This is a genomic window from Streptomyces panacea (assembly GCF_040560175.1).
GTDB classification, from domain to species: domain Bacteria; phylum Actinomycetota; class Actinomycetes; order Streptomycetales; family Streptomycetaceae; genus Streptomyces; species Streptomyces panacea.
This window is the reverse complement of the sequence record NZ_JARJHW010000014.1, coordinates 1-21,503: the sequence shown is the minus strand read 5'-3', so window position 1 is coordinate 21,503 and position 21,503 is coordinate 1. Positions and strand designations below refer to the sequence as shown.

The window sequence follows — 21,503 nt, the reverse complement described above, 5'->3', positions numbered from 1 at the left end:
CATGCCCCGACCCGAATCCGAACCCGGGGCGGGCAACAGGCCGTCCAGGGACCGGCCCTGGCTCATGCGGACCTACGCGGGCCACTCGACCGCCGAGGCGTCCAACACGCTGTACCGGAACAACCTCGCCAAGGGCCAGACCGGTCTCTCCGTCGCCTTCGACCTGCCGACGCAGACGGGTTACGACCCCGATCACGTGCTCGCGCGCGGCGAGGTCGGCCGGGTCGGCGTGCCCGTCTCCCATCTCGGTGACATGCGGCGGCTGTTCCAGGACATCCCGCTCGACAGGATGAACACCTCGATGACCATCAACGCCACGGCCATGTGGCTGCTGGCGCTCTACCAGGTGGTCGCCGAGGAACAGGGCGCGGACAGCGATCTGCTCCAGGGGACGACGCAGAACGACATCGTGAAGGAGTACCTGTCGCGCGGGACGCACGTCTTCCCGCCGGTGCCCTCGCTGCGGCTGACCACCGACATGATCACGTACACGGTGGCGCACATCCCCCGGTGGAACCCGATCAACATCTGCAGCTACCACCTCCAGGAGGCGGGGGCGACCCCGGTCCAGGAGATCGCGTACGCGATGTCGACGGCGATCGCCGTACTGGACGCGGTGCGGGACAGCGGGCAGGTGCCGGCCGAGCGGTTCGGCGATGTCGTCGCCCGCATCTCGTTCTTCGTGAACGCCGGGGTGCGCTTCATCGAGGAGATGTGCAAGATGCGCGCCTTCGGCCGCATCTGGGACCAGGTCACCCGCGAGCGGTACGGAGTGACCGACGAGAAGCAGCGGCGCTTCCGTTACGGCGTCCAGGTCAACTCCCTCGGTCTGACGGAGGCGCAGCCGGAGAACAACGTGCAGCGCATCGTGCTGGAGATGCTGGGCGTGACGCTCTCCAAGGACGCGCGCGCCCGCGCCGTACAACTCCCGGCCTGGAACGAGGCGTTGGGACTCCCCCGGCCCTGGGACCAGCAGTGGTCACTGCGTATGCAGCAGGTACTCGCCCTGGAGAGCGACCTGTTGGAGTACGAGGACATCTTCGCCGGGTCGCATGTCGTGGAGGCGAAGGTGGCCTCGCTCGTCACGGACTCGCTGGCGGAGATGGCCCGGATCGAGAAGATGGGCGGCGCGATGGCGGCCGTCGAGTCCGGCTATCTGAAGTCGCGGCTGGTCTCCTCGCACGCCGAGCGCCGGGCCCGTATCGAGTCGGGCGAGGAGAAGATCGTCGGCGTCAACTGCTTCGAGTCGACCGAGCCCAATCCGCTGACCGCCGATCTGGACACCGCGATCATGACGGTCGATCCGGCGAACGAGGCGCGGGTGGTGGCCGCGCTGCACGAGTGGCGGGCGGGCCGCGACGACACGCGGGCGGGCGAGTCGCTGGCCGCCCTGAAGCGGGCCGCGGCCGGCACCGACAATCTGATGGCGGCGACCGTGGAGTGCGCGCGGGCCGGGGTGACGACCGGCGAGTGGTCCTTCGCGCTGCGGGACGTCTTCGGCGAGTTCCGGGCGCCGACGGGGGTGGGCGGCGCGCCGGTCGCGGTCGCCGCCGAGGCGGGGACGCCACTCGCCGCCGTACGGGAGAAGGTGGACCGGACGGCCGCCGAGCTGGGCTCGGGGCGGCTGCGGCTGCTGGTGGGCAAGCCGGGGCTGGACGGCCACTCCAACGGGGCCGAGCAGATCGCCGTACGGGCGCGGGACGCCGGGTTCGAGGTGGTCTACCAGGGCATCAGGCTGACGCCGGAACAGATCGTGAACGCCGCCGTCGCCGAGGACGTGCACTGCGTCGGTCTGTCGATCCTGTCCGGCTCGCACGCCGCGCTGGTGCCGGACGTGCTGGGCCGGCTGCGGGAGGCGGGGGCCGGGGACATCCCGGTGATCGTCGGCGGGATCATCCCGAGCGCCGACTCGGCCGTGCTGCGGGCCGCCGGAGTGGCCGCCGTCTTCACCCCGAAGGACTTCGGGATCACCGAGATCATCGGTCGTATCGTCGACGAGATCCGTCACGCCAACAAGCTCGAACCCCTGGACCCCCTGGAGGTCTCCACATGACCACGTCGCCGCAGTCCACCGCGTCGGACACACCCGCGAACAGGCTCCGGCCGCGGCGCTCGTGCCTGGCGGTCCCCGGCTCGAACCCGCGCTTCCTGGAGAAGGCCCAGGGCCTCCCCGCCGACCAGGTCTTCCTCGATCTGGAGGACGCCTGCGCGCCGCTCGCCAAGGAGGGCGCCCGGCACACCGTCGTCGACGCGCTGAACAAGGGTGACTGGACGGGCAAGACCCGGGTCGTGCGCGTCAACGACTGGACGACGCACTGGACGTACCGCGACGTGATCACGGTCGTCGAGGGCGCCGGGCACAACCTCGACTGCCTCATGCTGCCCAAGGTCCAGGACGCGCAGCAGGTGGTGACGCTCGATCTGCTGCTCACCCAGATCGAGAAGACGATGGGCTTCGAGGTCGGCCGGATCGGTATCGAGGCGCAGATCGAGAACGCCAAGGGCCTGGTGAACGTGGACGAGATCGCGGCCTCGTCGCCGCGGCTGGAGACCATCGTGTTCGGCCCCGCCGACTTCATGGCGTCGATCAACATGAAGACGCTGGTGGTCGGGCAGCAGCCGCCCGGCTACGGCGCGGACGCCTACCACTACATCCTGATGCGGATCCTGATGGCGGCCCGTACGCACGATCTCCAGGCGATCGACGGGCCGTTCCTCCAGATCCGGGACGTGGACGCGTTCCGCGAGGTCGCGGGCCGCGCCGCCGCGCTGGGCTTCGACGGCAAGTGGGTCCTGCACCCGGGCCAGATCGACGCGGCGAACGAGATCTTCTCGCCGTCGCAGGAGGACTACGACCACGCGGAGCTGATCCTCGACGCGTACGACTACGCGACGTCCGAGGCGGGCGGCAAGAAGGGGTCGGCGATGCTCGGCGACGAGATGATCGACGAGGCGAGCCGCAAGATGGCGCTGGTCGTCTCCGGCAAGGGCCGGGCGGCGGGTCTGCGGCGGACCTCGAAGTTCGAAGCCCCGGAGGCGTGAGAGATGCGATTCGGACGCACCTTTGAGGAGTTCGAGGTCGGGGCCGTCTACAAGCACTGGCCGGGCAAGACCGTCACCGAGTACGACGACCACCTGTTCTGTCTGCTGACCATGAACCACCATCCGCTCCATCTCGACAGCAACTACGCGGAGAAGACCACCGATTTCGGCAGGAACGTGGTGGTGGGCAATTACATCTACTCACTGCTGCTCGGTATGTCGGTGCCCGACGTCTCCGGAAAGGCCATCGCCAATCTGGAGGTCGAGTCGCTGCGGCACATCGCGCCGACCTTTCACGGCGACACGCTTTACGGGGAGACGACCGTTCTGGACAAGACACCGTCACGGTCCAAGGACGACCGGGGGGTCGTCCATGTGGAGACCCGGGGCTACAAGCAGGACGGCACGGTCGTGTGTGTGTTCCGCCGCAAGGTGATGGTGCCGACCGCGGCCTACATCGACGAACGCGGCGGTGAACAGCCCGGCCGGCCCGAACCGGGAACGACGCCCAAGCAGCCGGGACCGACGAAGCAGAAGACGCAGGAGAGCTGACTCATGAGCCGTCTCGCCCAGACCGCGGATCTGACCGACATCCAGCGGGAAATCCTCTCCACGGTAAGGGACTTCGTCGACAAAGAGATCCTTCCCGTGGCCACGGAGCTGGAGCACCGCGACGAATACCCGACCCGGATCGTCGAAGGGCTCAAGGAACTCGGTCTGTTCGGGCTGATGATTCCCGAGGAGTACGGCGGTCTGGGCGAGTCCCTCCTCACCTACGCGCTCTGCGTGGAGGAGATCGCCCGCGGCTGGATGTCCGTCTCGGGAATCATCAACACGCATTTCATCGTGGCGTACATGCTCAAGCAGCACGGCACCCAGGAGCAGAAGGACACCTTCCTGCCGCGCATGGCGGCCGGCGAGGTGCGTGGCGCGTTCTCGATGTCCGAGCCGGGGCTCGGCTCGGACGTGTCGGCCATCACGTCGAAGGGCGTGAAGGACGGCGACGACTACGTGCTCGACGGCCAGAAGATGTGGCTGACGAACGGCGGCACGTCCACGCTCGTCGCGGTTCTGTGCCGCAGTGACGAAGGCCACCCCGAGGGCACGGCCCGGCACAGGTCGATGACCACGTTCCTGGTCGAGAAGGAGCCCGGCTTCGGTGAGGTACGGCCCGGTCTCACCATCCCCGGCAAGATCGACAAGATGGGGTACAAGGGCGTCGACACCACTGAGCTGATCATGGACGGACTGCGCATTCCGGCCAATCGGGTACTCGGCGGCATCACCGGCCGAGGGTTTTACCAAATGATGGACGGTGTCGAAGTCGGCCGCGTCAATGTCGCCGCGCGCGGCTGTGGCGTGGCACAACGCGCCTTCGAGCTGGGCGTCTCGTACGCCCAGCAGCGCCAGACTTTCGGCAAACCGATCGCCCAGCACCAGGCGATCCAGTTCAAGCTGGCCGAAATGGCCACCAAGGTCGAAGCGGCGCATGCGATGATGGTGAATGCGGCGCGCAAAAAGGACTCCGGGGAACGAAACGACCTGGAGGCAGGGATGGCGAAGTACCTCGCCTCCGAATACTGCAAGGAAGTCGTCGAGGACGCCTTCCGTATCCACGGCGGTTACGGCTTCTCCAAGGAGTACGAGATCGAGCGTCTCTACCGCGAGGCGCCGATGCTGCTGATCGGCGAGGGTACCGCCGAGATCCAGAAAATGATCATTGGTCGGCGACTGCTGGAGGAGTACCGATTCCAGGGTTGATCGCGGCCTATGGTCCCATTTGACCGCCCTCGACATCACACCGCGTCATCGTCTTCCGGCCGCCGACTCGGCTTCTGCATTGCCCAGTTGCACCCGGCAACCGATACCATCGACGGAAAGCCGCCGTCCCCGTTGCCCGTGCGGCATCATCCGCTACGAAGGTCATCCATGCCCCACAGCCAAACCTCCGCACCACGCGGCAGCGTCCGCCTCGCGCGCGGAGCATCGCCGTGGCTTCTGCCGACCGTCGCCACCGCAGCACTCAGTCTGGTCCGCGCGCGCCGCTCGAAGCGCGCCGCCGTCATCGCCGTGCCCGCCACCGCTCTCGCGGCGGGCATGCTGTGGTTCTTCCGCGACCCCGAGCGAGAGATCACACAGGGCCGGGTCATCTCACCGGCCGACGGAGTGGTGCAGAGCATCATGCCGTGGAAGGACGGGCGCACCCGCGTCGCGATCTTCATGAGCCCGCTGAACGTCCACGTCAACCGCGCCCCCCTCGCGGGCACGGTGACGTCCGTCGAGCACATCCCCGGCGGTTTCGTCCCGGCGTTCAACAAGGAGAGCGAGAACAACGAGCGCGTTGTCTGGCACTTCGACACCGAACTCGGTGACATCGAGATGGTGCAGATCGCCGGCGCCGTGGCGCGGCGGATCGTGCCGTACGTACCGCAGGGGACCAAGCTGGAGCAAGGCGAGCGCATCGGCCTGATCCGTTTCGGCTCGCGCGTCGACATCTACCTTCCGGAAGGTGTCGAGGTCGCTGTCGAGGTCGGTCAGGCCACGACCGCAGGGGTGACTCGAATTGACCGTGATTGATCCCGACACACAGGCCGGCTGGGCCACGGAGACCGAGGAGGAGGACGAAGCCGAAGACATGCCGCTTTCCATGCGGCTGTCGATAGCGGACACCCTCACCCTCGGCAACGCCACCTGTGGCTTCATGGCCGTGTACTTCACCACCACCGGCATCCTGATCCCGCACCTCCAGGGCAGCGAAGAGTCCGGCATGGCGCGGCATTCCGCGGCCACCGCCGTGATCCTCATGCTGTGCGCGGCGGTCTTCGACCTGTTCGACGGCCTCGTGGCGCGCAAGCTGCGCAGCTCCCCGATGGGCGCGGAGCTGGACAACCTCTCCGACCTGATCAGCTTCGGCCTGGCGCCCGCGTACTTCGTGCTCGTCTACGGCATGGTCGCCGACGACGCGCACCAGCGGGTGTCGGCGCTGGCGGCGATCGTGGTGCTTCTGGCGGTGGTCCTGCGGCTCGCGAGATTCTCCTGCGTGACGCTGAAGGACGGCATGTTCCAGGGCATGCCGAGCCCCTTCGGCGCGCTCACGGTCGTCTCGATCGTGCTGCTCGAACTTCCCTTCGTGCCGACGCTGCTCGCCATCATGGGCGTGGCGTGGCTGATGGTGAGCCGGGTGGAGTATCCGAAGCCACGAGGTGTCCTCGCGGTGGCGATGCTCAGCTGGATCGTGGCCGCGATGGGGCTGCTGGCGGCCTGGGCGTTCGACGCGCCCGGTGGCCAGCTGCTGCTCCAGACGGGCTGTGCGCTCCAGGTGGTGACGGGCGCCGTGATTCCGCTCTTCGCCACGGCGCGACGGGTGAACACGTTCCGTGACAACCGGCGTGAGGCGCGGGCGGCGCAGCTGCCGTAGCGGTACGTATCGACAGATGAAGGGCCCGGACGCCTGAGGCGTCCGGGCCCTTCTCGTATGCGGGTGAGCGGTCAGTCGCCGAAGGTGAACGACTCCGCGGGCTTCGCCACCCGCGCCTCCTGGACGACCTTCAGGCCGCCCGGCACCTTCGAGTCCGGCTTCATGATCACGGACTGCCGGGTGGAGGGTGCCGCCGGGTCCGAGAAGTCGTGGGTGATCCCGAAACCGGTGGAGAACCCGTCGAGCCCCAGGAGCACCTTGTCGATGCCCGCCCGGGTCAGGTCCTTGTTCTCGCACGCCTTCTTCAGCAGCTCGCCGTAGAGCGAGGCGGCCGTGTAGCCGGACACGACGCCGTTGTCGAGACCGTCGTCCGGGTAGGCCGCCGCGTACTCCGTGGCCAGCTTCTTCGGCGCCGGCTCGTCCGAGCCGATGGGCAGGGTGGAGGAGGCGATGTAGTAGTCCTTCATCAGCGCGGGGCCCGCCGCCGTGGCGAGGAGCTGCGGGGCGAAGGCCGAGTTGTTGCCGACGACCGGCACATTGAACCCGCCGGCCGCCGCCACACCCACCAGCGAGGCCGCCTGGCGCGGTCCCGCGCTGATGACGATCGCCTTGACCCCGGCTTTCTTGAGCGCGGCGACCTGCGCGGACATGTCGTTGTCGGTCGGCTTGATCTTCTGCTCGACGACCGTGAGCCCGGCCTGCTCGGCCGCGTACTCGGAGCCGACGAGGGCGTTCTCGCCGTAGTCGCCCTCGAAGTACACGTGGCCGATCTTGTCGCCCTTGGTGATGCGCTTGTTGGTGAGGAGGTAGTCGATCGCGTTGATGGTCTCGATGTCGTACGTGGCGCCGACGACCCGGATGTACGGGCTGCCGAGCAGACTGGCCGACCAGGCCTGCGGCAGCACCAGGCCCTTGTCCTGGCCGTCGATGCGCTTCTCGACGGCGGCGACGAAGGGCGAGCCGATGAACTGGGCGAAGCCGAGCACGTCCGGTGCCAGCTCCGTGTAGGCGGCGACGGCCTTCTGCGGGTCGTAGCCGTGGTCGCGTACGGTCAGCTCGATCGTGCGGCCGCAGATACCGCCCGCCTTGTTCGTCTGGTCCGCCCACAGCTGCTGGGCCTGGGTGACGCTCTTGCCGAGCGAGGCGTAGACACCGGTCATGTCGGTGAGCACACCGAGCGAGATCGTCTTGTCGCTGACGCCCTCCCCGGTCTTCACTCCTCCGGCGCCCCCGCCGTCGGCCTTGTCGTCGCCCTCGGTGGCCTTGCCGCTGCATCCGGCGAGCGCGAGGGCGAGCACGACAAGCAGCGCCGCGCCGGCCCTCGGTGCGTTCGTGTGACGTGCGCGTCGCTTCATGTCTTCTCCCGTGAGAGCCGTCGAACCATCGGAACTGACAGGCGGGTGAGTCCGCCGGGCAGGAACAGGACCACCGCGACGATCGCGGCGCCGTACAGATAGCGGGAAGCCTCGCCCGGTGTGACGCCGCCCGAGCCGGGGTCGGCGACCAGCGGCAGCGAGTCGCTGTAGTGGGTGAGGAGCTGCGGCAGCAGGGCGACGAAGGCCGCGCCGACGACGGCTCCGGCGACCGTGCCGAGACCGCCGATGACGATCATGGCGAGATATTCGAGGGCCAGGATCATGCCGAAGTAGTCGGGGACCGTCCGCTGGAAGATCAGCGCGATCAGTACGCCGGCCAGCCCCGCGTACATCGAGGAGAGGACGAACACGGCGGCCCGGTAGCGGGCGACCGGCACGCCCATCACACCGGCGGCGATGCGGTGGTCGCGGATCGCGTTCATGGCCCGGCCCGGCCGGCCGCGCAGCACGCCGCGGGCGAAGAGAGCGCCGACGAGGAGGGCGAACAGGCCCGCGTACCAGAGCTTCTCCGACGAGCCGAAGGGGACGGCGGCGATCACGACCTCGGTGTCGTCGAAGTCGAAGCCGAAGAGGGAGAGTACGGGGACGTCGCGGCCGTTGAACCCGCCGGTCAGTCCCCCGGCGTTGAAGAGGACGTGCTGCCCGATGAAGATCAGCGCGAGGGTCGCGATGCCGAGATAGGCACCGCGCAGCCGGCCGGCGATGGGGCTGAAGAGACCTCCCGCCGCGCCCGCGAGGAGCACGGCGAGCAGAGCCGCGAGCCAGGTGGGCAGGCCGAGTCCGGTGAGCTGCCGGCCGTTCTCCTCGCCGCTCTCGCCGGCCAGGACGCAGTAGCCGTAGGCGCCGACGGCGAGGAAGAAGGAGTGGCCCATGGAGAGCTGGCCGGTGGCGCCGGTGAGGAGGTTGAGGCCGATGGCTCCGATGGCGGCGGCCATGGCGAAGAGGCCGGCCTGGAGCCAGAAGCGGTCGAGGTAGAAGGGCAGGGCGAGGAGCAGGAGGGAACCGGCGAGCCAGGCGTAGGCGCGGGGACGGAAACGGGTGGCCGCCGTGGGTGGTTGGGTCGCGGGTGTCTCTGCCGGGGGTGCTTCCGTCGTGTCAGACACGGGCGAGCTCCTTCGTACCGAAGAGGCCGGCGGGCCGGATGAGCAGCACCACGACCATCACGAGATACGGCGCGAGATCGCCGAAGCCGCGCCCGAGGAAGGTCAGATCGCTCTGGTAGCCGGTGGCGAAGGACTCCGTGACGCCGACGATGAGCCCCCCGGCGAGCGCTCCGGTCGTGGAGTCGAGGCCGCCGAGTATCGCGGCGGGGAAGGCCTTGAGCGCGGCGAGGGATGTGGCGCGTTCGAGGCCGGGGGTCGGGAAGACCGTGAGGAAGAGGGCGGCGACGGCGGCGAGCGAGCCCGCGACCGCCCAGGCGGAGAGCGAGACCCGGCCCAGGCGAACGCCCATGAGCGCGGCGGTCTGCGGGTTCTCGGCCGCCGCGCGCATCGCGACGCCCCAGGTGGTGTAGCGGAAGGCGAGCAGGAACGCGGTGATCAGGAGCGCCGCCGCGACGAAGGCCGCGACGCGCGTCTGGGCGATGGTGATGTCCCCGATGGTGAGGACCTTGTCGCCCCACGGGTCGCCGAGCGCCAGGACGTCGGTGCCGATGCGTCGGGTGAGTTCGGTGGTGAGGAGGATGTCGACGCCGATGGTGACGATGGCGAGGACGCTGTGGTCGGAGCCTCGGTAGCGGCGCATGACGGTGTACTCGACGGCCGATCCGACGACGGCGGCGCCCGCGACGCCCACGGCGAGCGCGGGCCAGAAGCCGATGTCCTCGTGGAGCACGGCGGTGACATAGCCGCCGGCGAGGAGGAGCGAGGCGTGGGCGAAGTTGACGACCTCGGTGGCTTTGAAGATGACGACGAAGCCGAGGGCGATGAGGGCGTAGACGGAGCCCATGGAGAGCCCGCCGAGGAGGAGTTCGACGAAGGTGGTCATGACGTGGCCTCCTCGTTGGTGGCGGTGGGGTCGGGGGTGCGGTCGTCGCAGTCGGCGCTCTCGCCGAGGTAGGCGCGGACGACCGCCGGATCGCTCTGCACCTGGGTGGGCGTACCGCCGGCGATACGGCGTCCGAAGTCGAGGACGGTCACGGCGTCGGCGAGCCGCATCACCACCCCCATGTCGTGTTCGACCAGCACGATCGAGATGCCGAGGCTGTCGCGTACACCGGCCACGACGGCGGCCGTACGGCGCCGCTCGTCGGCCGTCATCCCGGCGACGGGTTCGTCCAGGAGCAGCACGGTGGGCTCCATGCACAGGGCGCGGCCCAGCTCGACGAGCTTCTGCTTGCCGTACGGAAGGGCTCCCGCCGGCCGGTCCAGATCGCCGGCCAGCCCCACGAACTCGGCTATCTCGCCGACCCTGGCCCGGTGCCGGCGCGCCTCACGGGCGGCGGACGGCAGCCGGAGGCCGGTGGCGAGGAACCCGGCGCGGGTGAGGCGGTGGCGGCCGAGCAGCATGCTGTCGGCGACGGTGGCGTGCGGCGGGAGGGCGAGGTTCTGGAAGGTGCGGGCGACGCCGAGCGCGGCGATGCGGTGCGGGGCGAGGCCGGTGAGTTCGGTCGCGCCGAGGCGGACTTGGCCGGAGGTGGCGCGGTAGACGCCGGACAGGACGTTGAAGCAGGTGGACTTGCCCGCGCCGTTGGGGCCGATGACGGCGTGGACGCTGCCGGGTTCGACGGTGAAGGAGACCGAGTCGAGGGCGGTGAGTCCGGCGAAGCGGACGGTGACGTCGGTGACGGTGAGGGGCGGCGGGGAGTCGTGGTCCGGGGTGGCGCGGCCGACCGTCCGTTCGGGATGTCCGTCCGCCGCGTGGCCGTCGGTGCCGGCCGGGCTCGTCTCGAAGTCCGTCACGCGGTCCACCTCCGGAGCACCGGTGCCGATTCCTGTGCCCGGCCCGCGTCCTCGGCGGCCGTCTCGTCCACGACTCCGAGGTAGCGGCGGCGTACCTCGTCGGAGGCGGCCAGTTCGGCGGCGTCCCCTTCGAGCGTGACCTCGCCGACCTCCAGGACGTACGCGCGGGACGCCAGCCGCAGGGCCATGGACGCGTTCTGCTCGACCAACAGGACGGAGGTGCCGGTGGAGTTGATCTGCCGGATGGTCTCGCCGATCCGGGCCGCCATCAGGGGGGCCAGCCCGAGGGAGGGTTCGTCCAGGAGGAGCAGCCGGGGGCGTGCCATCAGGCCCCGGCCGAGCGCGAGCATCTGCTGCTCGCCGCCGGAGAGGAGTCCGGCGCGCTGGCCCGCGCGGTCGGCGAGTACGGGGAACAGCGCGTGCACCTCGGCGAGGGAGGCCAGGTACCGCTTGCGACCGCCGCGCGCGCCGAGTGCGCCGGCCCGCAGATTGTCCGCCACCGTCATCCGGGCGAACACCTGCCGCCCTTCCGGGACTTGGACGACTCCGGCCGCCACCACCCCGGCGGCGCCGAGCCCGCCGAGGGACCGGCCGTCGAAGTGGACGGTGCCGGCGCCGGCCGTTCCCCGGTGGAAGCCGAGGGTGCGGGAAATGGCCCTGAGCAGGGTGGACTTGCCCGCGCCGTTGCCACCGAGCACCGCAGTGATCCCGCCGGACGGTACGTCGATGGACACCTCGTGCAGGGCGCGTACCGGGCCGTAACCGACGGACAGGGCACGCACTTCGAGCGCGGCCATGCATTCTCCTCTGCGTTGAACTCCGCTTGATTCGGATGTCCTGACATGCCGTGGAGGCACACCTCAGCACCGGGCCCGGGCACCGTCCACGGCGTACGGCCGAATCGCTGCCGATGACCAGCGGCGCGGCGGCCGGATTGTGCACGCGCACAAGGGGTGTCGCGGCGCGCCTCCCGGTGGCATCCTCACCAGCAATGAGTGGCCGCAGAGCGCGCACTGATCGTGAGTGGTCGGTCCTGGTGACCGCGTCCCGGATGCTGCTGGAGCGCGTACCGGCGCTGACCGACCAGCTGATGGACGAACTCACGCACCACTCCGAGCAGTTCGAGGCGGCCGTGCCGCGCGACGAGCACTGGCGGCAGATCAACGAGGCGATGCGGTACGGGATCGAGGCCATCGCGGCCCCGCGCTCGGCACCGCGCCGCGACCTGGCGTACGCGCGGGAGCTGGGACGGCGACGGGCGGAGCAGGGGCTGGCGCTGGACCTGGTGCTGCACGCGTACCGGCACGCCGGCTATCTGGTCTGGGACGAACTGCTGCGCATCGTCGGCGAGAAGGACCCCGACGACGTTTCGATGCTCGTGCACACGGCGTCCCACATGTGGGCGGGTGTCGACCGGCAGGCGACGACGGTCGCGGAGGCGTACCGCAGCACGGAGCAGTCGATGCACCGGCGGAGCGACGAACGGGTGCAGGCGCTGCTCGACGCGCTGCTCGAAGGCCGCTCGACCCCGGGCCTCGCGGCCCGGGCGGCGGCCGGGCTCGACCTGCCCGAGCAGGGGCGTTACGTGGTGGTGGTCGTCCGGGTGGAGCGGCGGGACGGGCGGGAGCCGTTCCAGCGGGTGGCCGTGGCGGACGGGATGCGCTTCTTCTGGCGGATGCGTACGGACTGCGAGATCGCGGTGGTCGCGCTCGACGGGGAGACGGGTCTCACGGAGCTGGCGGCGCTGCTGTTACGGCTCTGCCAGGGCCCCGGCGGCATCAGCCCGGTGGTGGACAGCCTGGCCGAGCTGGGCCGGGCGCGCCGGCTGGCCGAGACGGCGCTGCGCACGCTCCCGCCGGACGCGCGCAGCATCGTCCGCCTGGACGAACGCCTCCCGACGGCCCTGGTGGTCAGTCAGCCGGAACTCGCGGCCCGTCTGATCGCGGACGTGTTCGGCCCGCTGCTGGACCTGGACCCGGCGGACCGCGCGATCCTGCTGGAGACGCTGGACGCCTGGCTGGAGTACGGCGGCTCGGCGGGCCGCGCGGCGACGCGCCTGTACTGCCACCGCAACACGGTCTTCAACCGTCTGCGCCGCCTGGAACAACTGACGTCACGTTCCCTGTCCCGCCCACGGGACCTGATCGAGATGACACTGGCACTCGACGCGTTTCGGCTGACGCCGGGGTGAAGGGGCGTCGGCGGGTGGTGAGTTGTGTCCTCGCTCGCCGGACGGGCTGGATGTGCCCGGCGATCGAGGAGAGACCCGGTCGCGGCTGGACGTGTCCCGAGCGCGCCCGGCGACAACGCGACGTCGGTGTCCACGTCCGCACACGGCGAACGTCGCCCGTCGCAGGCCGCCCATCGCGGCGATGACCGACCGCTCGCGCCCCGGGCCCGTCCGGCGGTTGAGGACTCCTCCCGCGCGGCGTGAGCATGTCGGAGCCGTCCGGCGATCGAGAACGAACCGGTCGCGGCGGGCGGCGCCTTGAGCCCGTCCGGCGGTTGAGGACCAGCCCTGCCCGCGGGGCCGCGCGGCGGCGGGTCCAGTCCGTCGGGACGGGACCCGCCGCGGCGTCAGACCAGGAAATCGCGCGCGATGCCCGCCGACATGCGTTCCAGCAGTGGGCCCGCCTCCGCCATGCAGCGTGCCGGGTCCGGTTCCAGGTCCGTCAGGGCGTACGCGCGGCGGATGCCCGCGCGGCCCAGGGCCTCCGGGCGCAGTGCCAGTCGGCCGCAGACCGCGATGACCTCGATGTGCCGCGCGCGGGCCGCCGCCGCGACGCCCGCCGGGGCCTTGCCGTGCAGGGTCTGTTCGTCCAGCGAGCCCTCGCCGGTGATGACGAGCGTGGCGCGGGACAGCGCGGGACCGAAGCCGAGCACGTCGAGCATGACCTCGATGCCGGGCCGGAAGCTCGCGTCGAGGCCGACGAGCGCGCCGTACCCGATACCGCCCGCGGCCCCGGCGCCGGGTGAGAGCGCGGACTCGGCCGCCTTGGCGCCGAGCGTCTTCTCCAGGACGCGCGCGTAGTGCGCGAGCGCGGCGTCGAGCGTGCCGACGTCCTCGGGGGACGCGCCCTTCTGCGGCCCGTAGATCGCCGCGGCGCCCTTCGGCCCGGTCAGCGGGTTGTCGACGTCGCTGGCGAGGACGATGTCCGTCCCCGCGATGCGGGGGTCGAGCCCGGACAGGTCCACCGTCGCGAGAGCGCGCAGTCCGCCGCCGCCGGGTCCCACCGGCCGCCCGTCCGCGTCCAGGAAGCGCCCGCCGAGCGCGGCCAGCATGCCCGCGCCGCCGTCCGTGGTGGCGCTGCCGCCGACGCCGAAGACGATGGTGCGCGCGCCCGCGTCGAGCGCGGCGCGCAGCAGTTCGCCGGAGCCGTACGTACCGGCCGTGAGGGGTGCGAAGACTCCGTCGGGCAGGTGCTGGAGGCCCGACGCCTCGGCCATCTCCACGACGGCCGTGCCGTCGCGCAGCGCGTACGCCGCGGTCAGCTCGTCGCCGAGCGGCCCGGTGACCCGTACCTCTCGCCGTTCGAATCCGGCCGCCACCGCCGCGGCGACGGTGCCGTCGCCGCCGTCGGCGACGGGAAGTGCCTCGACCGTCACGTGGGGGGCGACCAGTCGCAGCCCGGCCGTCACCCGCTCGGCGACCTCTACGGCCGTGAGCGAGCCCTTGAACTTGTCCGCCGCGACGAGCACGTGCGCGGCCTCGGTTACTGCTCCGTCCGTCACCTTGTCATCCCTTTGCTTTCGAACAGGCAGTCGCGCCGCACCGACCCTATCCGGCCGGGCCTCTTCCTGCCCACGGGCGGCGGCCCGCCACCGGGGCCGCAAAAAATTGGACAAACCTCCGATAGACATGGGAACGGTCCCAGTGCCCCGGAGGGGCCACTGATCTAGGCTTTCCGCGTGACCTCTCGCGACGCTGACTACCTCGCCTACCTCGCCGGGCTCCCCCGCGTACTCTCCGGCGCCGCCGCGCTGTTCCGGGACGAGGAGGGGCGGGTGCTGATCGTCGAGCCCAATTACCGGCCAGGCTGGGCGCTGCCCGGCGGGACCGTCGAGTCGGACGAGGGTGAGACGCCGCGTCGGGCGGCGCGGCGCGAGACGCTCGAAGAGATCGGGCTGGACGTCGAGTTGGGGCGGCTGCTCGCGGTGGACTGGTCACAGGCGCCGGACCGGCCGCCCGTGGTGGCGTATCTGTACGACGGCGGAGTCCTGGCCGAGGAGCGGCTCGGTGAGATCCGGCTCCAGCAGGAGGAGTTGCTCTCCTGGCGGCTGGTGGACCGTCACAGGATTCCCGAGCTGGTGATCGGGTCGCTCGGGGCCCGCATCCTCGCGGGGCTCGACGCGCTCGAAGCCGGCACCGGGGCCGTGGAGTTGGAGAACGGCCGCCGGGTCGAGTGATCCACTTGATCCGTATGTACGCGGTGGTGACGGGTGCGGCCGGAGCTGCTCTCATATGCCATGTACGCGCCACTCGATGGGCCGCCCCCGGCTGACGCCGATTCACCTCGCGTCGGCCCGCCGTGCACGAGCGCCCTGCATGATCCAGAATCCCAGGCCCAGGACACCGGAGGGAACATGCGACGTCAGATTCGCGGCTGGCTGACAGCCCTGCTCACCACGGCGGTTGTGGCGGCGGGCGCGGGAACCGCTTCGGCGGGCACGGAGGACGCGGGCACAGTGGACGTGGGCACGGCGGATGCGGGCACTGCGGACGCGAGCACGGCGGAAGCGGGCACGGCCGTCATGCCCGCCGTGTCCGCCGCCCCGGCCAAGAGCCCCGGGCTCCCGACGACCGTGGACGGCGGCGCCTGGAAGTCCGGCCATGTCCAGGGCATGGCCGTCGACCGCCGCAAGGGCTTCGTGTACTTCTCGTTCACCAATCTCCTGGTCAAGACCGACCTCACCGGCGCGCCCGTCGGCTCGGTCACCGGCTTCACCGGGCACCTCGGGGACCTGGACTTCAACACCCGGGACGGCAGGGTCTACGGCTCCCTGGAGTACAAGGCGGCCAAGGCCTTCTACATCGCGATCTTCGACGGTGACCGGATCACCGAGATGGGCATGGACGCCGAGACGACCGGCGTCGTGTCCACCGTCCACCTCAAGGAGGTCGTGGACGACTACACGGCCGACATGGACGGGAACGGCGTCTTCGACGGCGACACCGCGAAGACCGCCGACCACCGCTACGGATGCAGCGGCATCGACGGCGTCGCGTTCGGCCCCGGCTTCGACGACAAGCGCGGCAAGAGGCACACCCAACTGCTCACCGTCGCGTACGGCGTCTACGCCAACACCACCCGGCAGGACAACGACAACCAGGTGCTGCTCCAGTACGACATCCGGCGCTGGAAGAAGTACGAGCGCCCGCTCACCCAGGCCGATCCGCACACCAGCGGCCCCGGATCGCCCGACGGCAAGTACTTCAGCTACACCGGCAACACCACCTACGGCGTACAGAATCTCGACTACGACGCGCACACCGGCAACTGGCTGCTGGCCGCGTACAAGGGCACCAAGGCGCAGTTCCCGAACTACTCCCTCTTCGTCCTCGACGGTTCGAGGCATCCGGTCTCGGGCCCGGTCAGCGGCCAGCCGCAGCCCGAACGCGGCCGGCTGCTGCCGCTCCTCACGCGGGGGCTGCACCACCCGGCGTCCGGTACGTACGGCTGGGAGTCGACCGGACAGTACGGGCTGGTGTCGCTCGACGACGGCCGCTACTACCTCGCCGAGGCGGGCACGGTCGTGGAGGACGGCGTCACCAAGCAGACGGGCAGGGCGGTCCTGAACCGCTGGACGGGCCGCGTGCCGACGCCCTTCACCCCGGTCACCGCCGTCATCGCCGACGGCACGACCGAACCCTCCGACTACGTGGGTCACACGCCGCACCCCGATCCCCCGGCGACTTCCACCAGAGGCACCGCCACCGCTGACCACTGACCGCCGGTCGCCGGTCGCCGGCCGTTGGCTCCTGGCTCCTGGTGGGTATTGGGTCGCCCATCCCGGCTTCGCCGCATAGCCTCGCGGCATGACTCTCGTCGCGATCCTCAGCGGCGCCGGGATCTCCACGGACTCCGGCATCCCCGACTACCGCGGTCCCAACGGCCTGTGGCGGCGCGATCCCGGGGCCGAGAAGCTCGTCACGTACGACGCGTACATGAGCGACCCGGACGTCCGCCGCCGCTCGTGGCGGATGCGCCGGGACAGCCCCGCCTTCCGCGCCCGGCCGAACGTCGCGCACCGCGCCGTCGCCGAGCTCGACCGCGCGGGCGGCGGCGCGGTCCGGGTGATCACGCAGAACGTCGACGGCCTCCACCAGCTCGCGGGGATGCCCGCCCGCAAGGTGCTCGAACTGCACGGCACGGCGCGGGCGGTGGTCTGCACCGGATGCGGGGCGCGCTCCACCATGGCGGAGGCGCTGGCCCGGGTCGAGGCGGGCGAGGAGGACCCGCCGTGCACCGTGTGCGGCGCCGTTCTCAAGTCGGCGACGGTGATGTTCGGCGAACGGCTCGACCCGGAGGTTCTCGGGCAGGCCCTCACGATCGCCAAGGCGTGCGAGGTCTTCATCGCCGTCGGTACGACCCTCCAGGTGCAGCCGGCCGCCTCGCTGGCGGGGATCGCGGCCGAGCACGGCGCGCGGCTCGTCGTGGTGAACGCCGAGCCGACGCCGTACGACGCGCAGGCCGACGAGATCATCCGCGAGCCGATCGGCACGGCGCTGCCCACGCTGCTGGAGCGGTTCCACGAGAGCTGATCACGTCGGTGAGGCGTCGGGCGGCTCAGGCCGTGGCCGCCCGCTCGCGCCGGGTCCGGCCGAACCCGGCCAGGACATGGAAAGCCGCCTTCGGCTGCCAGCCCAGCTCCGCGTACGGCCCTTCGGCGCCGCCCGGCGGCAGGACCCTGACCACCCCGAAACTGGCGGCGTCGAAGTCGTGTTCCAGGTCGCGGCGGGCGAAGGTGTAAACGAACGCCGCGTCGACACCGGCCGCTTCGTAGATGTCGAGCATCTCCCCCACGTAGACGGCCTGTTCCGCCTCGTCCCGCACCGTCCCGGCGGCGATCCGCACCGGTCGCGCGTTGTCGTCCCACTCGACGATCGAGTCCCCGCGGCCGCCGAGGTCGGCGGCGCCGCGGAAGGTCCCGCAGCCGAACTCGGTGACACCGAACGGCTTGCCCCGTGCCACCTGCGCGCGCAGGGCGTCGGGGAACGTGTCGGCGTTGGTGGCGTCGCGATAGCCGGCGTCCGTGGCGATGACGTCGTACGGAGTCCAGTCCACGCCCTCGAAGGCGAGGGACGCGTAGCCGATCCGGCCACGGAAGCGGGCGCGGACCTCGGTGACAACCCGCGCGAGGAACACGTTGAGCGTGGCGTGCAGTTGGGGAAGCAGCGCGCGGAACGCGGCGGGGTCGGCCAGGGTCGCCGCCCGCTCCTGGAATGTGGCGCCGGGCAGGAAGCCGGCGGTGAACAGGCTGATCTCGGATCCGGTCAGGAACACGACGCGGGCGCCGTCCCGGCGCAGGAGTTCGGCGCGGTCGGCGGCGTCGACGAGGAACGCGAGGAGTTCGTCCTGGGTCAGACCGTTCGTGAACGGCGAGTACCAGACCTCAAGGCCCACGTCGGCGGCGGCACGGGCCGCGGTCTCCAGCCGGTCGGCGTGGCCGCCGGTGACGCGTACGGCGTCGCAGTGCAGCACGTCGTGGATCACCCGCATCTCACGCCGGACAATGTCCGGGCGGAACGGTTCGTGCGTGGTGGTGGCGCCTGAGGTGAAACCGGTGTCGTAGTTGATGCCGAGAGCGCGCATCGCTGTCTCCGTTCCCGCGATCATGGTTGATTTAGGGTACGACGCGTACCCTAATACGGAAAGGGGGGTCCCATGACGGCCGACGAACAGCGCGACCTCGCGACCCGGCGCCGGGGCGCGGCGCTGGAGGACGCGATCCTGGGGGCGGCGGCCGAGGAGCTGCGGGCCACCGGCTACGCGGGCATGACGATGGACCGCGTCTCGCGGCGCGCGGGCACCAACAAGAACGCGATCTACCGGCGTTGGCCGACACGCGCGGCGCTCGGCGTCGCCGCCTACCGCCGGTCGGCCGACGCGGAGTTGACCGTCCCGGACACGGGGACGCTGCGCGGCGACGCGCTGGCGCTGCTGCGCGCGGCGAACACGCTGTGGTCCTCACCGCGCGGCGCCGTGCTGCGCGACCTGCTCTCGGCGGCGGGCGACGACCCCGACCTGCTGACGCTGCTGCGGGAGCAGGCCGGCGGCAGCGGTACGGACGGGGCGTGGCTGACGCTGCTGGAGCGCGCGGTGGCGCGGGGGGAGGTTGCGGCCGGTGCGACGCATCCGCGCGTGGCGTCCGTTCCGATGACGCTGCTGCGCGGGGAGTACGCCCTGCGGGGGCTGCCCGAGGTCCCCGACGAGGTGCTGACGGAGATCGTGGACGAGGTGTTCCTGCCCCTGGTGCGCGGACGCGCGACCGGCCGCTGAGATCAGAACAGCGTGTCGGACTCGGTGGCCTTGGTCGCCCCCGCCGTCTTCGTACCGGCGGGCGCCGGGCCCGCCGCGCCCTCGAAGACCAGCAGGCGCTGCTTGCGGTCCAGCCCGCCGCCGTATCCGGTGAGGCTGCCCGTCGAGCCGATCACCCGGTGGCACGGCACGATGATGCCCACCGGATTCTTGCCGTTGGCCAGTCCGACCGCGCGCGACGCCCCCGACTTGCCGAGCGCGTCGGCCAGTTGGCCGTAACTGCGGGTCTCGCCGTACGGGATCGTCAGCAGCTGGTCCCAGACGCTCCGCTGGAACGGCGTGCCGTGCAGCCGCAGCGGCAGGTCGAACTCGGTGCGCCCGCCCGCGAAGTACTCGTCGAGCTGGTCGATCACGCCGCCGAACGGGCGGGTGTCCACCTCGCCGAAGGTCTCCTGCGGCGGGCGGTGGCGCTGCTCGGTCATGTAGAGCGCGCTCAGCACGCCGTCGGTGGCCACGAGCGTCAGCGGCCCGTACGGGCTGTCGACCACGGTGTGCGATCTGCTGGTCATGCGGTGAACTCCTCTACGCGGGAAGTACGTTGATGGCGTGGTCCTCGGTGGCCCAGAGGTACTGCACGGCGTACGCGCGCCAGGGCCGCCAGGCGGCGGCGCGCGCCGTGAGCGCGGCGGGTGTCGACGGCAGGCCGAGTGCCCGCGCGGCACGGCGGATACCGAGGTCGGCCGGCAGGAACGCGTCCGGGTCGCCGAGCGCGCGCATCGCGATCACCTCCACGGTCCACGGCCCGAATCCGGGAAGCGCGTGGAGCCGGGCCCTGGCCTCGTCCCAGTCGCTGTCCGTGCCGAGCGGCAGCGTGCCGTCGGCCAGTGCGGCGATCAGGGTCATGAGCGTGGTGCGGCGGCTGCGCGGCAGCGCGAGGGCCTCGGGGTCCAGCGCGGCCAGCGCGTCGGGCGTGGGGAAGAGATGGGTGAGGCCGCCCTCGGGATCGTCCACGGGTGTGCCGTACGCGGTGACGAGACGGGCGGCGTGCGTGCGCGCGGCGGCGGTCGAGACCTGCTGGCCCAGTACCGCGCGTACGGCGAACTCGGCGGCGTCGACGGTGCCCGGCACCCTGCGTCCCGGCGCCTTGCCGACCAGCGGGGCGAGCAGCGGATCGGTACGCAACTGCTCGTCCACGGCGACCGGATCGGCGTCCAGGTCGAGCATGCGTCGGCAGCGGCTGATGGCGACGGTGAGATCGCGCGGGTCGGTCAGCGCGAGCCGGCAGCGGATGTGGTCGGGCTTCGGTGTCAGGGAGACGATGCCGTGCCCGTACGGGAGGGAGAGCGTGCGCCGGTACGCGCCGTCCCGCCACTCCTCGACGCCCGGGACCGCCGTCGCCGCCAGGTGTCCGAAGAGGTTGTCCGGGTTGAGCGGTGCGCGGAAGGGCAGCCGCAGGGAGATCACTCCGGGCGTCCGGGGGCCTGCGGCGGTGTCCGACCGCCGGGCGCCGCGTGCCCGCAGTTCGGTCGGGGCGAGTGCGAACACCTCGCGGACGGTGTCGTTGAAGGTGCGGATCGACGAGAAACCGGCGGCGAAGGCGACCTCCGCCATCGGCAGCGCGGTCGTCTCGATGAGCAGCCGCGCGGTCTGGGCCCGTTGGGCGCGCGCCAGCGCGAGCGGGCCCGCGCCGAGTTCGGCGAGCAGCTGCCGCTCGACCTGCCGCTCCGAGTAGCCGAGGCGCCCCGCGAGTCCCGTGACGCCCTCGCGGTCGACGATCCCGTCCTGGATGAGGCGCATGGCGCGGGCCACGGAGTCGGCGCGCGCGTTCCACTCGGGGGAGCCGGGGCTGGTGTCGGGCCGGCAGCGCTTGCAGGCGCGGAATCCGGCCTGCTGGCAGGCGGCGGCGCTCGGGTGGAAGACCATGTTCTCGGCCTTGGGGGGCACGACCGGGCAGCTCGGACGGCAGTAGATACCGGTGGTCAGAACGGCCGTGAAGAACCAACCGTCGAATCGCGCGTCCTTGGACCGGACGGCACGCAAGCAGCGCTCGGTGTCGGTGTGCATGGGTCAAGCATCCGTCACACGGGGTGGCGGAGCTGGCGAGAATCCGACATCAACCTCGCGCTGCCTGCGCGTACGCCGTGCCCCGCCGTACGCCTCTGGGTCGTGTCTTCAAAGCAGCGCCGTCCGCCCGCAGGGCGGGGCCCGCGGCGGCTGGTGCGGTACATCGCAAGGCGAAGGATCGGTCTCGTACCGGGCGTACTCGGCCGACTCCGACAACGCGGCG

20 protein-coding genes are annotated in these 21,503 nt (G+C 71.0%); 11 read left to right on the top strand and 9 right to left on the bottom strand.

Translation table 11 applies throughout. From position 1 onward, the window contains the following. Nucleotide 1 precedes the first annotated feature (1 nt). The 6 genes from P3L51_RS05905 to pssA all read left to right on the top strand — a co-directional run bounded on the left by P3L51_RS05905 (nt 2) and on the right by pssA (nt 6,460). The gene (locus P3L51_RS05905) at nt 2–2,053 is read left to right on the top strand and encodes a protein meaA (protein WP_354603979.1); all 2,052 of its coding nucleotides are present in this window, start codon (nt 2–4) and stop codon (nt 2,051–2,053) included. Then, nucleotides 2,050–3,042, top strand: coding sequence for an HpcH/HpaI aldolase/citrate lyase family protein (locus P3L51_RS05900; protein ID WP_354603978.1), 993 nt, complete (start codon nt 2,050–2,052; stop codon nt 3,040–3,042). Before P3L51_RS05905 ends, P3L51_RS05900 begins: the two co-directional genes overlap by 4 nt. A gap of 3 nt (nt 3,043–3,045) precedes the next feature. Further along, entirely contained in the window at nt 3,046–3,594 is a 549-nt protein-coding gene (locus P3L51_RS05895) for a MaoC family dehydratase (protein ID WP_354603977.1), read from the top strand. Between the two features lie 3 nt (nt 3,595–3,597). Beyond that, entirely contained in the window at nt 3,598–4,803 is a 1,206-nt protein-coding gene (locus P3L51_RS05890; protein ID WP_354603976.1) for an acyl-CoA dehydrogenase family protein, read from the top strand. Nucleotides 4,804–4,971: 168 nt separating this feature from the next. Beyond that, nucleotides 4,972–5,619: a phosphatidylserine decarboxylase gene (locus tag P3L51_RS05885; RefSeq protein WP_354603975.1), complete on the top strand. Its 648-nt coding sequence runs from the start codon at nt 4,972–4,974 to the stop codon at nt 5,617–5,619. Then, nucleotides 5,606–6,460: a CDP-diacylglycerol--serine O-phosphatidyltransferase gene (gene pssA / locus P3L51_RS05880; RefSeq protein ID WP_354603974.1), complete on the top strand. Its 855-nt coding sequence runs from the start codon at nt 5,606–5,608 to the stop codon at nt 6,458–6,460. The genes P3L51_RS05885 and pssA overlap by 14 nt, the downstream gene beginning before the upstream one ends. A gap of 71 nt (nt 6,461–6,531) precedes the next feature. On the opposite strand, the gene P3L51_RS05875 is transcribed toward pssA, so the two are convergent. From P3L51_RS05875 to P3L51_RS05855, 5 genes are read right to left on the bottom strand one after another with little or no spacing between them, the layout of a single operon-like run. Beyond that, nucleotides 6,532–7,815 (bottom strand): ABC transporter substrate-binding protein, encoded by a 1,284-nt coding sequence (locus P3L51_RS05875; protein WP_354603973.1) that lies wholly within the window; start codon nt 7,813–7,815, stop codon nt 6,532–6,534. Then, nucleotides 7,812–8,939, bottom strand: coding sequence for a branched-chain amino acid ABC transporter permease (locus tag P3L51_RS05870; RefSeq protein WP_354603972.1), 1,128 nt, complete (start codon nt 8,937–8,939; stop codon nt 7,812–7,814). The genes P3L51_RS05875 and P3L51_RS05870 overlap by 4 nt, the downstream gene beginning before the upstream one ends. Then, a complete protein-coding gene (locus P3L51_RS05865; RefSeq protein ID WP_354603971.1) occupies nt 8,932–9,822 on the bottom strand; it encodes a branched-chain amino acid ABC transporter permease in 891 nt (296 codons plus the stop codon). The genes P3L51_RS05870 and P3L51_RS05865 overlap by 8 nt, the downstream gene beginning before the upstream one ends. Beyond that, complete coding sequence (locus tag P3L51_RS05860) at nt 9,819–10,736, bottom strand: ABC transporter ATP-binding protein (RefSeq protein ID WP_354603970.1); 918 nt, start codon at nt 10,734–10,736, stop codon at nt 9,819–9,821. The genes P3L51_RS05865 and P3L51_RS05860 overlap by 4 nt, the downstream gene beginning before the upstream one ends. Beyond that, complete coding sequence (locus P3L51_RS05855) at nt 10,733–11,533, bottom strand: ABC transporter ATP-binding protein (protein WP_354603969.1); 801 nt, start codon at nt 11,531–11,533, stop codon at nt 10,733–10,735. Before P3L51_RS05855 ends, P3L51_RS05860 begins: the two co-directional genes overlap by 4 nt. A 194-nt stretch (nt 11,534–11,727) precedes the next feature. Between P3L51_RS05855 and P3L51_RS05850 the strand changes: the two genes are divergently transcribed. Then, nucleotides 11,728–12,927 (top strand): PucR family transcriptional regulator, encoded by a 1,200-nt coding sequence (locus P3L51_RS05850; protein ID WP_354603968.1) that lies wholly within the window; start codon nt 11,728–11,730, stop codon nt 12,925–12,927. A 386-nt stretch (nt 12,928–13,313) separates the two neighbouring features. On the opposite strand, the gene P3L51_RS05845 is transcribed toward P3L51_RS05850, so the two are convergent. After that, nucleotides 13,314–14,468, bottom strand: a complete 1,155-nt coding sequence (locus P3L51_RS05845) for a glycerate kinase (RefSeq protein WP_354603967.1) — start codon at nt 14,466–14,468, stop codon at nt 13,314–13,316. A 177-nt stretch (nt 14,469–14,645) separates the two neighbouring features. On the opposite strand from P3L51_RS05845, the gene P3L51_RS05840 reads away from it, so the two are divergent. The 3 genes from P3L51_RS05840 to P3L51_RS05830 all read left to right on the top strand — a co-directional run bounded on the left by P3L51_RS05840 (nt 14,646) and on the right by P3L51_RS05830 (nt 17,499). Continuing rightward, nucleotides 14,646–15,143 (top strand): NUDIX domain-containing protein, encoded by a 498-nt coding sequence (locus tag P3L51_RS05840; protein ID WP_354603966.1) that lies wholly within the window; start codon nt 14,646–14,648, stop codon nt 15,141–15,143. Between the two features lie 345 nt (nt 15,144–15,488). After that, nucleotides 15,489–16,685, top strand: a complete 1,197-nt coding sequence (locus P3L51_RS05835) for a hypothetical protein (protein WP_435594386.1) — start codon at nt 15,489–15,491, stop codon at nt 16,683–16,685. An 88-nt stretch (nt 16,686–16,773) separates the two neighbouring features. Next, on the top strand, nt 16,774–17,499 hold the full coding sequence (locus P3L51_RS05830; protein ID WP_354603964.1) for an SIR2 family NAD-dependent protein deacylase: 726 nt from the start codon (nt 16,774–16,776) through the stop codon (nt 17,497–17,499). Between the two features lie 25 nt (nt 17,500–17,524). On the opposite strand, the gene P3L51_RS05825 is transcribed toward P3L51_RS05830, so the two are convergent. Further along, nucleotides 17,525–18,550: a glycoside hydrolase family 113 protein gene (locus P3L51_RS05825; RefSeq protein WP_354604021.1), complete on the bottom strand. Its 1,026-nt coding sequence runs from the start codon at nt 18,548–18,550 to the stop codon at nt 17,525–17,527. A 72-nt stretch (nt 18,551–18,622) separates the two neighbouring features. Here P3L51_RS05825 and P3L51_RS05820 point away from each other — a divergent pair, with 72 nt between their 5' ends. After that, nucleotides 18,623–19,237, top strand: coding sequence for a TetR/AcrR family transcriptional regulator (locus tag P3L51_RS05820; protein ID WP_354603963.1), 615 nt, complete (start codon nt 18,623–18,625; stop codon nt 19,235–19,237). A gap of 2 nt (nt 19,238–19,239) precedes the next feature. On the opposite strand, the gene P3L51_RS05815 is transcribed toward P3L51_RS05820, so the two are convergent. Both P3L51_RS05815 and P3L51_RS05810 read right to left on the bottom strand, forming a co-directional pair. Continuing rightward, entirely contained in the window at nt 19,240–19,785 is a 546-nt protein-coding gene (locus tag P3L51_RS05815) for a methylated-DNA--[protein]-cysteine S-methyltransferase (protein ID WP_354603962.1), read from the bottom strand. Between the two features lie 13 nt (nt 19,786–19,798). Next, the gene (locus P3L51_RS05810; protein WP_354603961.1) at nt 19,799–21,280 is read right to left on the bottom strand and encodes an AlkA N-terminal domain-containing protein; all 1,482 of its coding nucleotides are present in this window, start codon (nt 21,278–21,280) and stop codon (nt 19,799–19,801) included. Nucleotides 21,281–21,503: the final 223 nt, after the last annotated feature.

Coding starts and splice junctions, on each gene's coding strand:
- P3L51_RS05810 (WP_354603961.1), bottom strand. CDS start 21,280: ATGCACACCGACACCGAGCGCTGCTTGCGTGCCGTCCGGTCCAAGGAC.
- P3L51_RS05820 (WP_354603963.1), top strand. CDS start 18,623: ATGACGGCCGACGAACAGCGCGACCTCGCGACCCGGCGCCGGGGCGCG.
- P3L51_RS05900 (WP_354603978.1), top strand. CDS start 2,050: ATGACCACGTCGCCGCAGTCCACCGCGTCGGACACACCCGCGAACAGG.
- P3L51_RS05855 (WP_354603969.1), bottom strand. CDS start 11,533: ATGGCCGCGCTCGAAGTGCGTGCCCTGTCCGTCGGTTACGGCCCGGTA.
- P3L51_RS05890 (WP_354603976.1), top strand. CDS start 3,598: ATGAGCCGTCTCGCCCAGACCGCGGATCTGACCGACATCCAGCGGGAA.
- P3L51_RS05835 (WP_435594386.1), top strand. CDS start 15,489: ATGCCCGCCGTGTCCGCCGCCCCGGCCAAGAGCCCCGGGCTCCCGACG.
- P3L51_RS05895 (WP_354603977.1), top strand. CDS start 3,046: ATGCGATTCGGACGCACCTTTGAGGAGTTCGAGGTCGGGGCCGTCTAC.
- P3L51_RS05815 (WP_354603962.1), bottom strand. CDS start 19,785: ATGACCAGCAGATCGCACACCGTGGTCGACAGCCCGTACGGGCCGCTG.
- P3L51_RS05825 (WP_354604021.1), bottom strand. CDS start 18,550: ATGCGCGCTCTCGGCATCAACTACGACACCGGTTTCACCTCAGGCGCC.
- P3L51_RS05850 (WP_354603968.1), top strand. CDS start 11,728: ATGAGTGGCCGCAGAGCGCGCACTGATCGTGAGTGGTCGGTCCTGGTG.
- P3L51_RS05865 (WP_354603971.1), bottom strand. CDS start 9,822: ATGACCACCTTCGTCGAACTCCTCCTCGGCGGGCTCTCCATGGGCTCC.
- P3L51_RS05905 (WP_354603979.1), top strand. CDS start 2: ATGCCCCGACCCGAATCCGAACCCGGGGCGGGCAACAGGCCGTCCAGG.
- P3L51_RS05885 (WP_354603975.1), top strand. CDS start 4,972: ATGCCCCACAGCCAAACCTCCGCACCACGCGGCAGCGTCCGCCTCGCG.
- P3L51_RS05875 (WP_354603973.1), bottom strand. CDS start 7,815: ATGAAGCGACGCGCACGTCACACGAACGCACCGAGGGCCGGCGCGGCG.
- P3L51_RS05830 (WP_354603964.1), top strand. CDS start 16,774: ATGACTCTCGTCGCGATCCTCAGCGGCGCCGGGATCTCCACGGACTCC.